This is a genomic window from Streptosporangium sp. NBC_01755 (genome assembly GCF_035917995.1).
Classification (GTDB): domain Bacteria; phylum Actinomycetota; class Actinomycetes; order Streptosporangiales; family Streptosporangiaceae; genus Streptosporangium.
This window is the reverse complement of record NZ_CP109131.1, coordinates 4742527-4754588: the sequence shown is the minus strand read 5'-3', so window position 1 is coordinate 4754588 and position 12062 is coordinate 4742527. Positions and strand designations below refer to the sequence as shown.

Sequence of the window (12062 nt, the reverse complement as noted above, 5' to 3'; positions counted from 1 at the left end):
ACACCGCACCCACCGGCCCCTGTGTGCCGGGGACCGGCGGGTGGCGGGTGGCGGGTGGCGGGTGGCGGTGCGGCGGATCAGCCCGTGTTCTGCAGACCGGCGGCGACCCCGTTGACCGAGAGCAGCAGCAGCGTGGACAGGCGCTCGCGCTCCTCCTCCGACAGCCCCTCGTCCGCGCGGAGCGTGGACAGGGCGCGGAGCTGCAGGTGGGAGAGCGCGTCGACGTACGGGTCGCGGAGCTGCACCGCGCGGGACAGGACCTTGCGGTCCTCCAGCAGGCGGGTGTGGCCGGTGATCTCCAGGACCAGACGGCGGGTCAGGTCGTACTCGGCCAGGACCTGCTCGACGAAGTCGTCCCTGGCGCCGAGCGCGAGGTAGCGGGCGGCGATGTCGCGGTCGGTCTTGGCCAGCGACATCTCCACGTTGTCCAGCAGCGAGGCGAACAGCGGCCACTCCCGGTAGGCGGCGCGCAGCTCACCCAGGCCCGCCTCGGAGATGACCGCCTCCAGGCCGCTGCCCAGGCCGTACCAGCCGGGCAGGTTGACCCTGGTCTGTGCCCAGGCGAACACCCACGGGATGGCCCGCAGGTCGTCCAGGGACCGGGGCGCGCCGAGGCCGCGCCGGGCCGGGCGGGAGCCCAGGCGGAGCGAGCCGATCTCCTCCAGCGGGCTGACCAGGGAGAACCACTCGGGGAAGCCGGGGGCCTCGGTCAGCAGCCGGTACGCCTTCTCCGAGGCGGAGGCCACCTGCTCGGCCACCCCGCGGAAGCGTCCCGCGGCCTCGGCCGTGCGCGCCTCGATGGACGGGGTGGAGGCGAGCAGCACCGCGGAGGTGACCTGCTCCATGTGACGGCGGGCGATGGCGTCGTGGCCGTAGCGGGCGAAGATGACCTCGCCCTGCTCGGTGACCTTGAACCTGCCTCCCACCGAACCCGGGGCCTGCGCGAGCACCGCCCGGTTGGCGGGACCGCCGCCCCGGCCCAGGGCGCCGCCCCGGCCGTGGAAGAGCGTCAGCGGCACATCGTGCTCGGCCGACCAGGCGGCCAGCGCCTCCTGGGCCTCGTAGAGCTTCAGTGTCGCCGCGGCCGGGCCGAGCTCCTTGGCGGAGTCGGAGTAGCCGAGCATGACCTCCAGGCGCCGGTCCTCGGCCAGCCTGGCCTGGACCTGTGGGATCTGGAGCATCCCCGACAGCACGGTGGGGGCGGCCGCCAGGTCGGCTCCGGACTCGAACAGCGGGACCACGTCGAGCCGTGGCGCCCGCTCGCCCAGCGCGTGCGCGGCCAGCGCGTGGACGGCGGCGATGTCGTCGGCCGAGCGGGTGAAGGAGACGACGTAGCGGGAGCAGGCACCCACCCCGAACCGCTCCTGGATCCAGGCGATCGTGCGGATCGTGGCCAGGACCTCCTCGGTCCGCTCTGAGGTTCGCCCGGCGGCGATCTCCTCCAGCGCGGCGGCGTGGACCTGCGAGTGCTGCCGGACCTCCAGCTCGGCCAGGTGGAAGCCGAACGTCTCCGCCTGCCAGATGAGGTGCTGCAGCTCCCCGTACGCCTGCCGCTTCGCCCCGGCCGCGACCAGCGAGTCCTGGGCGATCCGCAGGTCCTCCAAGAGCTGCTCGGGCGAGCGGTAGGCCAGGTCGAGGCCGCGCTGCCTGGTGGCCGCGATGCGGGCGGCGACGAACATCAGCCACTGCCGGTGCGGCTCCTGCGGGGAGCGGGTGGCCAGCTCCGAGACCAGGTCGGGGTGGCCGTTCACCGCGGCGGACAGCTTGGCCCGCAGCTCGGGCGAGGCGGGGGCGTAGCCGGCGGCGAGGGTCAGGGAGCGGCCGATCCGGCCGGCGGCGTTCTCCAGGGCGAACAGCACGTGCTCGGACTGGATGAGCACGGCGTCCCTGGTCACCTTGGCCGTGACGTTCGGGTTGCCGTCGCGGTCGCCGCCGATCCAGCTGCCGTACCTGACGAAGGCGCGGGCCCGGGGCTTCTCGGTGCCGCCGCCCCCGCCGAGCGCGGCGTCCAGGGCGCGGTAGACCTGCGGGACCACCCGGAAGAGGGTCTCGTCGAAGGCCGCCATGGCCGTGCGGACCTCGTCTCGCGGGTCCAGCTTGGTGGATCTGAGCTGGGCGGTTCGCCAGAGCAGGTCGATCTCCTCCAGCAGCCGCCGGCGGGTCTCCGCCCGCTCGGCGGCACCCCGCTCGGGGCTGTTGTACGTGGCGAGCCGGCCGCTGATGCGCTGGATCGCGGTGACCACGGCGCGCCTGCGGGCCTCGGTGGGGTGCGCGGTCAGCACCGGGTGCAGGCGCAGGCCCTCGACCAGGTCGGCGACCCTCTCGCCGCCGAGCTCCTGGACCGCCTGGGCCAGGGACTCCGGCAGCGGCTCCTCGCCGGTGTCGCGGACCCTGAGCGTGCGGATTCTGAAGTGCTCCTCGGCCAGGTTCGCCAGGTGGAAGTAGCACGTGAACGCACGGGCGATCTGTACCGCGCGCTCGACGGGCCACTCGGCCACCATCGCGGTGATCTCGTCGACCGACACCTGCCTGCGGCGGGCACCGATGACCGCCTTACGCAGCCGTTCGACGTCGGCGAGCAGGTCGTCGCCACCATGCTCGGCGATGACCTGCCCCAGAAGCTCACCGAGCAGTCGCACGTCCGCACGCAGCTCGTCGGGCATCTCGGTGACAGCGGAGGAGCGCTCTACCTGATGAGACACGGTGGCTGGCATGTTCGTCAGCGTACCCAGTCCGTTTTCTCCGGCGGAGACCGGTCTCACCCATTGGACTAGACCATTCAGGTGGCCCTGGAGGTCGCCTGCAGCAGCTCTGGATACCTGGCGAAAGCAGCTTTACCTGCGATTCTTCGGCCGCCCCAGGAGACCAGCACTCCGTACGGCACCGCCAGCGCGGCGACCCAGGTGAGGCCGAGCAGCATCGGCAGGACGATCGGCAGCGCGAGCAGGCCGGTGCCGATCAGCGCGCCGAACGACGCCACGAAGGCGATACCGCCCTGCCCCGGGGCGGCGCCGGTGAAGGCGTTCAGACGCTCGGGCACGCTGTAGGGCAGCTGCACGCTGGTCAGCGCGCCCACCCCGAGCCCGACCCCGAGGACGCCCCAGGCGGTCAGCGTGGCCGGGACCGCCCAGACGACGTCTCCGGCCCGCAGGGCCGCGACCGTGGCGAGCGCGATCAGCAGCGGGAGCGCGATCGTCGCCACGGCCAGGTGCCGCCCCGCCATGTCCGTGCGCCAGTCGCGGTCGGTGCCGTAGGCGACGGCGTTCATCCACAGGGAGCGGCCGTCGATGCCGAAGGCGTTGCACCACTGCATGCCGATCAGCGCGGCGCCGATGCAGGCCGGAACGACCGCCAGGGCGACCCCGGTCGGGCCGCCGCCGTCCTGGTTCAGCGAGAAGGACATGATGCCGGCCACCGCGACGGCGGCGAACCAGCCGACCCTGCCGCGCGGGTCTCGGCGGGCGTACCTGAGCTCCTTGCCCGCGACCGCGGCGAGCGGGCCGTCGGGCAGGACGGAGGCCAGCAGGCCCCGGGAGTTGCGCACCGAGGAGCTCTGGGTGGAGGCGTCAGGGGAGACCAGGGCGCGGCGCAGCGCCGCGATCCACAGCCATCCCACCCCGGTGACCAGGGCGGCGAGCACGACGATCGCCAGGAGGGCCGCCGCGCCTCCTGTCGCGACGGCGTGCGCCGCCATGCCTGACGGGGTCCAGCGCAGCACCGAGGCGACGCCGGCCAGCATCGCCGCCGGGTCGGCCGACAGGCCACCGTTGAGCAGCAGGTTGGGCAGCTGGGCCGCCAGCACAACGAAGATCACCGAGACGGCCAGCACGTCGCGGCCCCTGCGGGTGCGCAGCACGCCCGACAGCGCCGTGGTGACCAACCGGGAGAGAACGACACAGAGCGCGAAGTGGAGCAGCACCGCCACCGTCCCCAGGAGCACTCCGCCGACCCCGCCTGCCAGCCCGGCCACGGCCCCGATCATGACGACCAGCGTGGCGACCGGCCAGACGCCGGTGACCGAGGCGGCGAACATGCCGGTGGCGAGCCGGCCGGTCCGCAGCGGGAAGAGCGCCAGCCGCGACGGGTCGAGCGTGTCGTCCAGCCCGAACGCGAGCAGCGGCACGACCGCCCAGCCCACCAGGAAGGCGGCGAACAGCACGGTGACGACGTCACCCGCGACGTCGGGGGGCATGAAACGCAGCGTGCTCATGGCGAGGAAGCCCAGGGCGGCGAAGACGATCGCGGCGATCACCGTGAAGACGAACCCCAGCAGGTGCTGGACGCTGCCGCGCAGGTTGCCGGCGACGAGCCGGAGCTTGAGCCGTACGAACACCGAGGGCCCCACCCGCACCGCCCCGGTCACGGCGTTCTCCCGGTTCACCGCGCTCATGCCGGGGTCGTGCCCAGCCACGACAGGCCCTCCTGCCCACTCGCGCCGTCACCACGGACGCCGACCAGCCCCAGGAACGCCTCGTTGAGGCTGCGGCCCGCCCTGATCTCGTCCAGCGGCCCCTGGGCGACGATCCGCCCGCCGTCCATCACCGAGACCCAGTCGCACAGGCGTTCCACGAGATCCATGACGTGGCTGGAGAAGACCACGGTCGAGCCGGAGGCGGTGTAGCGCCTGAGCACCTCGACGAGCGTGTTGGCGCTTACCGGGTCGACGCCCTCGAACGGCTCGTCGAGAAAGAGCACACCGGGGTTGTGCAGCAGCGCGGCCGCCAGGCCGATCTTCTTACGCATGCCCGTCGAGTAGTCGACGACGAGCTTGTCCGCCGACTCGGTCAGGCCCATGACCTTCAGCAGCCCTTCCGCCCGCTGCTCCACCTCAGCCCTGGGGATGCCGCGGAGCTGGCCGTTGTAGGACAGCAGTTCCCTGCCCGACAGCCGCTCGAACAGGCGCAGCCCCTCGGGGAGCACACCGATGCGGCTCTTGACCGCGACCTGGTCGCGCCAGACGTCGAGGCCGCCGATGTGGATCGAGCCTCCGTCGGGACGCAGCAGGCCGGTGACCATGCTGAGCGTTGTGGTCTTCCCCGCCCCGTTGGGACCGACCAGCCCGGCGAAGCTGCCGCCGGGCACCACGAGGTCGACGCCTCCCACGGCCACCTGCTGCCCGAACCTCTTGAACAGCCCCTGCGTTCTCACCGCCTCGATGGCGTCCGGCATGCTCCCCCCTTCCAGGATCACGACTCCGGCGATCAGCCGGCTCACCCGGGAAACGAACGGTCGCCCCCGATAGTTCGCACTGTCAGAGGGCGGTTTACCCTGCTGGCATGAGCGAGCCCCTGAGCGCCGAAACCACGGCCGCCGCACCCGACGTCCGTACGACGGCCGGCAGACTGGCCGACCTGGAACGCCGTCTGGACGAGGCCACCCACGCCGGTTCCGCACGCGCCATCGAGAAACAGCACGCGAAGGGCAAGATGACCGCCAGGGAGCGGGTCCTCGCCTTCCTCGACGAGGACAGCTTCGTGGAGTTCGACGAACTCGCCAGGCACCGCTCCACGAGCTTCGGCATGGAGCGTGCGCGTCCGTACGGCGACGGGGTCGTGACCGGGCACGGCACCGTCGACGGCCGCCCCGTGGCGGTGTTCTCCCAGGACTTCACGGTCTTCGGCGGCTCCCTGGGCGAGGTCTTCGGAGAGAAGATCGTCAAGGTCATGGACCACGCGCTGAAGACCGGCTGCCCGATGATCGGCATCAACGACTCCGGCGGCGCGCGCATCCAGGAGGGCGTCGTCTCGCTGGGCCTGTACGCCGAGATCTTCAAGCGGAACGTCCACTCCTCCGGGGTGATCCCGCAGATCTCGCTGATCATGGGCCCGTGCGCGGGCGGTGCCGTCTACTCACCGGCCCTCACCGACTTCGTGCTGATGGTGTCGGAGAAGTCGCACATGTTCATCACCGGCCCCGACGTGATCAGGACCGTCACCGGCGAGGAGGTGACGTTCGAGGAGCTCGGCGGCGCACACACGCACAACTCCCGCTCGGGTGTCGCCCACTACGAGGCCTCCGACGAGGCCGACTGCCTGGAGTTCGCCAGGGCGCTGCTCTCCTACCTGCCGTCCAACAACATGGACGAGACCCCGGTGTTCGACGCCGAGGTGGTGCTGGAGACCACCGACTCCGACCGCGAACTCGACACGCTGATCCCCGACTCGGCGAACCAGCCCTACGACATGCACTCGGTTCTCGAACACATCTTGGACGACGGTGAATTCCTGGAGGTACACGCGCAATTCGCGCCCAACATCCTGGTGGGTTTCGGCCGGGTCGAAGGGCGCTCCGTGGGAATCGTCGCCAACCAGCCGATGAGTTTCGCCGGCACGCTGGACATCGCGGCCTCGGAGAAGGCCGCGAGATTCGTACGTACCTGCGATGCCTTTAACATTCCGGTGCTGACATTCGTCGATGTCCCTGGATTCCTTCCCGGCACCGACCAGGAATGGAACGGGATCATCCGTCGCGGCGCCAAACTGCTCTACGCCTACGCCGAGGCGACGGTGCCGCTGGTCACGGTCATCACACGCAAGGCGTACGGTGGAGCGTACGACGTCATGGGTTCCAAGCACCTGGGCGCCGACATCAACCTGGCCTGGCCGACCGCGCAGATCGCGGTGATGGGGGCGCAGGGCGCGGTCAACGTCCTCTATCGGCGCGAGCTCGCCTCGGCCGATGATCCGGACGCCCAGCGGGCCCGGTTCGTCACCGAATATGAGGACACGCTCGCCAACCCGTATCTCGCGGCCGAACGTGGGTATGTGGATGCGGTGATTCGCCCTTCCGCCACCCGGGTTCAGATCGTCAAGGCGCTCAGGGCCCTGCGCAACAAGCGCGCGACCCTGCCCCCGAAGAAGCATGGGAACATCCCGCTGTGAGACACCTGAAGATCATCAAAGGGGACGCGACACCCGAGGAGATCGCCGCGGTGGTGATCGCCCTCTCCGTCCATGCCGCGGCTGCGACTTCGGGCCATAAAGTCCCACAAACGCCGAAATCATGGAGCAATCACTCACATCGCATGCGAAAACATCTGCCTACCGGACAAGGCGCGTGGAGATCGAGCGCACTGCCGAGATAGATCCTCAGAACGGGGTGTCAACTTGCACGAGAGTTGGGACCATCTAAGAAATGGGCGCATATAGTCAGCCGATCAGCTAGTTCCGAGGCCTGGAGGACGACATGACCATCCTGGACCTCACGTCACACCCCATCGCCGCGAAGTACGCCGTCCTGGTCGACGTCGGATACCTGTACGCCGCGGCGGGGGAGGTGCTTCTGAGTGCCAAGGAGCGCAAGGAGTACCGGGTGGCGGCGGACGAACTGATCCAGGCGTTGCAGAAGCACGCGGAGGAGCGGATCCACGGCGAGCTGCTGAGGATCTACTGGTACGACGCCGCCCGTGACCGGGTGCCGACCGTCGACCAGCGGGTCATCGCGCAGCTCCCCTGGGTCAAGGTCCGCCTGGGCAACCTCAACGCGAGGGGCCAGCAGAAGGGCGTGGACGCGCAGATCAGGAGCGACCTGGAGGCGCTGGCCAGGCACCACGCGGTGAGCGACACGATACTGCTGGCCGGGGACGAGGACATGGTCCCCGCCGTCGAGGCCGCCCAGGCCTACGGTGTGCGGATCCACCTGTGGGGGGTGGAGCCGCCGTACGGCACCAACCAGGCCGAGCGCCTGGTCTGGGAGTCCGACACCGTCGAGATCATCAGTGCCGACTTCCTGCGCTCCTTCTTCAGCCGGGCCCCCGCGCCGGTCCCGGTGCCGGCCGCCCCGATCGCCCCCTCCCCCGCCCAGGTCTTCGCCGGGCGCACCGCCGCCACCGCCACCGCCAAGCCCAAGTCCCCGGCGGGCCAGGTCACCAAGCTGGGCCCGAGCCGCCCTCGCGTCGAGGAGGTCGGCGAGCACGTGGCCCAGAAGTGGATCCTCACCCGCGGCCGCGACAACATCCGCGACCTGCTGCCAGGGCCGATCCTTCCCACGGTCATCGACACCGAGTTGCTCATCGAGGCGGAGAAGGAGCTGGGTCACTCCCTCCGCCCCTACCCCGAGGCGCGCGTCTGGCTGCGCGACGGATTCTGGGCCCGTGTCTACCGGGAGTTCGAGATCGGGGTCGGCGTCTCCTCCAAGTGACACCTCGTCGCGCGTGTCCCCTGCCGCCCGAGACGTCCGGCACGCCCCCTGGGTGACGCCTCCCCCCGGCCGCGCTTTCGGTGAGGCACTTCCCATGCTCCCCGGCCCCGGCCCGTCACGGCCCTTCCACGGGCCGTTCCCGCTCCGCGACGGGCCACCACGACCATGTCCGATTCCCGCCAGCAGGATGACTTGGGCTGCGAGTAGCGTCGTCAGCATGTCCGTGAGAGAGCTCGACTTCGATGCCTGTTACCGCGCGGTGGCCGCCAGGGACGCCCGGTTCGACGGGCGGTTCTACACGGCGGTCACCTCCACCCACATCTACTGCCGGCCGATCTGCCCGGCACGCACCCCTTCCAGCCGCAACGTGCGGTTCTATCGCCACGCGGCCTCCGCCGAGGCGGCCGGGTTCCGGCCGTGCAAGCGGTGCCGGCCCGAGCTGAGCCCCGGCGATCCCGGCTGGGACCACCGGGGCGACCTGGTCGGCAGGGCCCTCCGGCTGATCGACGAGGGCGTGGCGGACGACGGCGGGATGGCCCGGCTGGCCGCGCGGCTGCACATCACCGGGCGGCATCTGCACCGGCTGTTCACCACGGAGATCGGCGTGGGGCCGCTGGCCGTGGCCAGGACCAAGCGCCTGCTGCTGGCCAAGCAACTGCTGACGGAGACCGGACTGCCGATCGTCGACGTGGCGTTCGCGTCGGGTTTCGGCAGCGTCCGGCAGTTCAACGCGACCATGAAGGACACCTACGGCTTCACCCCGGGCGAGCTGCGGGCGACCACGCGGCACAGGGCCGGTGTCCCGGGCGACGCACTGACCCTGCGGTTGCACCACAGGGAGCCGTACGACGCCGCGACCCTGATGCGGTTCCTGGCCGCGCGGGCGATCCCCGGCCTGGAACACGCGGACGGCACGTCCTACAGCCGCGCCGTCCCCGGCGGCACGGTCACCCTCACCCCCGAGGTGGACCACGTCCGGCTGGACGTGCGCGTCGACGACACCGGCCGCCTGGCCAGGATCGTCGCCCGCTGCCGCCGCCTCCTCGACCTCGACGCGGACCCCCAGGCCATCTCCGCCGCCCTCGGGGAGACCTCGCTGGAACCGCTCGTCGCCGCCCGCCCCGGGCTGCGGGTGCCCGGCGCGTGGGACGGCTTCGAAATGGCCGTCCGCGCCGTGATCGGCCAGCAGATCTCCGTCGCGGGCGCCCGCACCATCCTCGGACGCGTCGCCGCCCGAGCCGGCCGCCCGCATCTCGAAACAGGCGGCGACGAGGGGCCGGCCCACCTGTTCCCGACCGCGGCGCAGCTCCACGAGGCGGATCTGGGCGGGCTGGGCCTGACCGGGCGGCGGGTGGCCACGCTGAAGGCACTCGCCGCCAGGGTGGCGGACGGCGAGATCGACCTGGACGGGGCGCAGGAGCCCGCCCAGGCGGTGGCCGGGCTGCTTGAGGTTCCCGGGATCGGGCCGTGGACCTCGGGCTACATCGCGTTGCGGGCGCTGCGTGACCCGGACGCCTGGCCGGGCGGAGACCTCGGCCTGCGGCGGGCCATGGCCTGCCTGGGCATCCCGGAAGAGCACATCGAGCGGTGGCGTCCATGGCGGGCGTACGCCGCACTGCACCTTTGGAGTTCGGAATGATAGAGGCACAGGTACTCACCACCCCGACCGGTCCGCTGGCACTGCTCGCCCGCGAGGGCGTCCTGGTCGCGGCGGGCTTCACCGACGCCCCGGACGAGATGTTCGCGCGGCTCTCCCCCGGCCTCCGGTCGGAGGGCCTGGCCCTGACCGACGACCTGGGCCACCCGGCGCGGGCCGTACGCGACTACCTGGACGGCGACCTGAAAGCCCTCGACTCCGTGGCACTGGAACAGCCGGGCACGCCCACGCGGCAGCGGCTGCTCACCGCCCTGCGTGAGGTCCCGCCGGGCATCACGATCGGCTACGCCGAGCTCGCCGAGCGGGCGGGCCTGCCGAGGACGGCGGCCAGGGCGGCCGGGAGCGCGTGCGCGCAGAACCTGATCGCGCCGTTCGTCCCCTGCCACCGCGTCCTGCCGGCCACCGGCGGGTTCGGCGGCTACTACTACGGCACGCCGGTCAAGCGGTGGCTGCTCACCCACGAGAAGGCGATCGCCGGCGAGTAGCGCGGGCGGAGGTGTCCGGCCAGGCGCCGACCGGGAGTCCTCACCGGCTTCCCGGGAATCCCTGCCGGGGCCGTCTCCGACGGCCTCCTGCCGTCGAACCAGGCGAACATCGGCGGTCACCGCACGTTGGCGTCGAGGCCGGCCCGGATGGTGCGGGTGGTCGGACCGGGTGAACATGGGCGGTCACCGCCCTAGCCGGTCTTCCTGACCGTACTCTGCACCTCGCCCACCGGGACGTCTCGGGTGACCCCGACCTCGATCGGATCGTAGGCGAAGGGGACCACGTCGTCCTCGATCTCGATGGGCCAGACCGAGGTGACCGTCAGCACGTAGGCGTCACGCGGCTGGTCGATCGAGGCCCGCAGGTAGCGCACGCCGCAGGTGAACGCGGCGCCCTTCGCGTACGGCTTGCCGCCGGGGCCGCACTCCTCCTTGACCTCCGCCCGGTCGGCGGTGGTGCCCGCGTCGATCTGGATGTCCTCAAGGGTGGCGGTCACGGTGGCGCTCATGATCCCGGGCAGCGTCGCCGTCACCGACCTGGTGGTCTCGCCGATACCGCTCAGCCAGACCCAGGTCGGCAGGTTGACGTAACTCTTGGCGTCCGGGTTGAGCTCGATCTTCGGCTCGGGCACGGTCAGCGCGGCGCGGGCGATGTCGACCAGCTCGGCCATGGTGATCCCGGCGGGCGGGGTCGTGCCGGGCGGCACGAACACGTAGGTGTCCAGCGCCATCTGGCAGCTCACCCCGTTGGGATCGGACGAGTCGTGGGCGACCGTCCACCAGCGTCCCTCCTCGCCGAGCTTCTCCACGAACGGCTTGAGGGTCTCCTGCCGGGACTGTGGCGCGTCCGGGTCCACCCGGGTCGACCGCTGCTGGAAGTCCAGCATCTCCTCGGCGTTCTGGCTGGGTTCGTACCAGCAGGGACGCTTGAGCCGATAGCCGTCGCTCCTCCCCCCGCGGCCGTTCCCGCTGATGATGATCTGGGAGTTCTTCAGGCTGATCTCCGCTTTCCTCCCGCTCTGGCTGCCCCGGGCCTCGACGCTGGAGACCCCACCGCCACCGCCGGCGGTGTTCGGATTCGGATTCGGATTCAGCAGCAGCAGCCCGGCGACCACCATGTTCATGATCATCGAAGACATCCCTTCGAGGCCTCACTGAGAGGTTCGGCATGCTGGAGCAACTTGATCCGCCAGATCCCGTCGTCACCCCGCCGGAGCCCGGCGATCTGGAGGAAGGGGTGCCTGGTCCAGTCGGGTTGCCGGCGGACCGCCTTTCCGGTCTCCGTGTCCAGCAGCCGCATCCCGGTCTCGTCCACGCACGCGTTCAGCTCGGCCCCCCTGCCGGTGACCGAGACGATATTCAACGCGTACAGCCGGGAGGTCCCGCGCACCGAGCGGCGCTGGTTCAGGAACTCCTTCACCCACAGGTACGCGTCCGTGCTCGCCCCCTCCTGGACCGTCGCGTGATACGCGGTGTCCTGGCCACCGGTGACGACCGCACGGAACGATCCGGCCCGGTAGTCGCGGAAGGTGTTGATCATCCCGATGGCGTCCCTGTCGGCCGTGGCCGGCCACTCGACCACCACCCGCACCCCCGGAGCGACCTGGACGGTCTCCGCCCTTGGCGCCGTCTGCGTGGGCGCCGGCGAGGAGGTCTCGACGGGAAGGTCGGAGGGGGTGAACTGCTCAGCCTCCGACGGGGCACAGGCCGCCGACAGGAGCACGACCAGCGCGATCACAACACGCACACCGATCACGCTAGGAGCACCCGCCCGCCGAAAC

At 71.1% G+C, this 12062-nt stretch carries 10 protein-coding genes; 5 read left to right on the top strand and 5 right to left on the bottom strand.

Annotated features, from left to right (window positions below; translation table 11 throughout):
- Window positions 1-77: 77 nt before the first annotated feature.
- The 3 genes from OG884_RS22845 to OG884_RS22835 all read right to left on the bottom strand — a co-directional run bounded on the left by OG884_RS22845 (window position 78) and on the right by OG884_RS22835 (window position 5169).
- A complete protein-coding gene (locus tag OG884_RS22845) occupies window positions 78-2714 on the bottom strand; it encodes a phosphoenolpyruvate carboxylase (RefSeq protein WP_326635955.1) in 2637 nt (878 codons plus the stop codon).
- Window positions 2715-2779: 65 nt separating this feature from the next.
- Complete coding sequence (locus tag OG884_RS22840) at window positions 2780-4411, bottom strand: hypothetical protein (RefSeq protein ID WP_326635954.1); 1632 nt, start codon at window positions 4409-4411, stop codon at window positions 2780-2782.
- On the bottom strand, window positions 4387-5169 hold the full coding sequence (locus OG884_RS22835) for an ABC transporter ATP-binding protein (RefSeq protein ID WP_442811738.1): 783 nt from the start codon (window positions 5167-5169) through the stop codon (window positions 4387-4389). Before OG884_RS22835 ends, OG884_RS22840 begins: the two co-directional genes overlap by 25 nt.
- Window positions 5170-5276: 107 nt before the next feature.
- Here OG884_RS22835 and OG884_RS22830 point away from each other — a divergent pair, with 107 nt between their 5' ends.
- From OG884_RS22830 to OG884_RS22815, 5 genes are all read left to right on the top strand, one after another.
- Window positions 5277-6881, top strand: coding sequence for an acyl-CoA carboxylase subunit beta (locus OG884_RS22830; RefSeq protein ID WP_326635949.1), 1605 nt, complete (start codon window positions 5277-5279; stop codon window positions 6879-6881).
- Complete coding sequence (locus OG884_RS37575) at window positions 6878-7084, top strand: acyl-CoA carboxylase subunit epsilon (protein WP_442811505.1); 207 nt, start codon at window positions 6878-6880, stop codon at window positions 7082-7084. Before OG884_RS22830 ends, OG884_RS37575 begins: the two co-directional genes overlap by 4 nt.
- 101 nt (window positions 7085-7185) lie before the next feature.
- Window positions 7186-8139 (top strand): NYN domain-containing protein, encoded by a 954-nt coding sequence (locus OG884_RS22825; protein ID WP_326635947.1) that lies wholly within the window; start codon window positions 7186-7188, stop codon window positions 8137-8139.
- Window positions 8140-8356: 217 nt separating this feature from the next.
- A complete protein-coding gene (locus OG884_RS22820) occupies window positions 8357-9778 on the top strand; it encodes an AlkA N-terminal domain-containing protein (RefSeq protein WP_326635945.1) in 1422 nt (473 codons plus the stop codon).
- On the top strand, window positions 9775-10281 hold the full coding sequence (locus OG884_RS22815) for a methylated-DNA--[protein]-cysteine S-methyltransferase (RefSeq protein WP_326635943.1): 507 nt from the start codon (window positions 9775-9777) through the stop codon (window positions 10279-10281). Before OG884_RS22820 ends, OG884_RS22815 begins: the two co-directional genes overlap by 4 nt.
- Window positions 10282-10472: 191 nt before the next feature.
- Here the strand turns inward: OG884_RS22815 and OG884_RS22810 are convergent, their stop codons facing one another.
- On the bottom strand, window positions 10473-11411 hold the full coding sequence (locus OG884_RS22810) for a hypothetical protein (protein ID WP_326635942.1): 939 nt from the start codon (window positions 11409-11411) through the stop codon (window positions 10473-10475).
- Window positions 11408-12028, bottom strand: coding sequence for a hypothetical protein (locus OG884_RS22805; RefSeq protein ID WP_326635940.1), 621 nt, complete (start codon window positions 12026-12028; stop codon window positions 11408-11410). Before OG884_RS22805 ends, OG884_RS22810 begins: the two co-directional genes overlap by 4 nt.
- Window positions 12029-12062: the final 34 nt, after the last annotated feature.

Excerpts from the sequence above, each read along its gene's own strand:
- OG884_RS22845 (WP_326635955.1), bottom strand. The coding sequence starts at position 2,714 with ATGCCAGCCACCGTGTCTCATCAGGTAGAGCGCTCCTCCGCTGTCACC.
- OG884_RS22835 (WP_442811738.1), bottom strand. The coding sequence starts at position 5,169 with ATGCCGGACGCCATCGAGGCGGTGAGAACGCAGGGGCTGTTCAAGAGG.
- OG884_RS22830 (WP_326635949.1), top strand. The coding sequence starts at position 5,277 with ATGAGCGAGCCCCTGAGCGCCGAAACCACGGCCGCCGCACCCGACGTC.
- OG884_RS22825 (WP_326635947.1), top strand. The coding sequence starts at position 7,186 with ATGACCATCCTGGACCTCACGTCACACCCCATCGCCGCGAAGTACGCC.
- OG884_RS22820 (WP_326635945.1), top strand. The coding sequence starts at position 8,357 with ATGTCCGTGAGAGAGCTCGACTTCGATGCCTGTTACCGCGCGGTGGCC.
- OG884_RS22815 (WP_326635943.1), top strand. The coding sequence starts at position 9,775 with ATGATAGAGGCACAGGTACTCACCACCCCGACCGGTCCGCTGGCACTG.
- OG884_RS22810 (WP_326635942.1), bottom strand. The coding sequence starts at position 11,411 with ATGATCATGAACATGGTGGTCGCCGGGCTGCTGCTGCTGAATCCGAAT.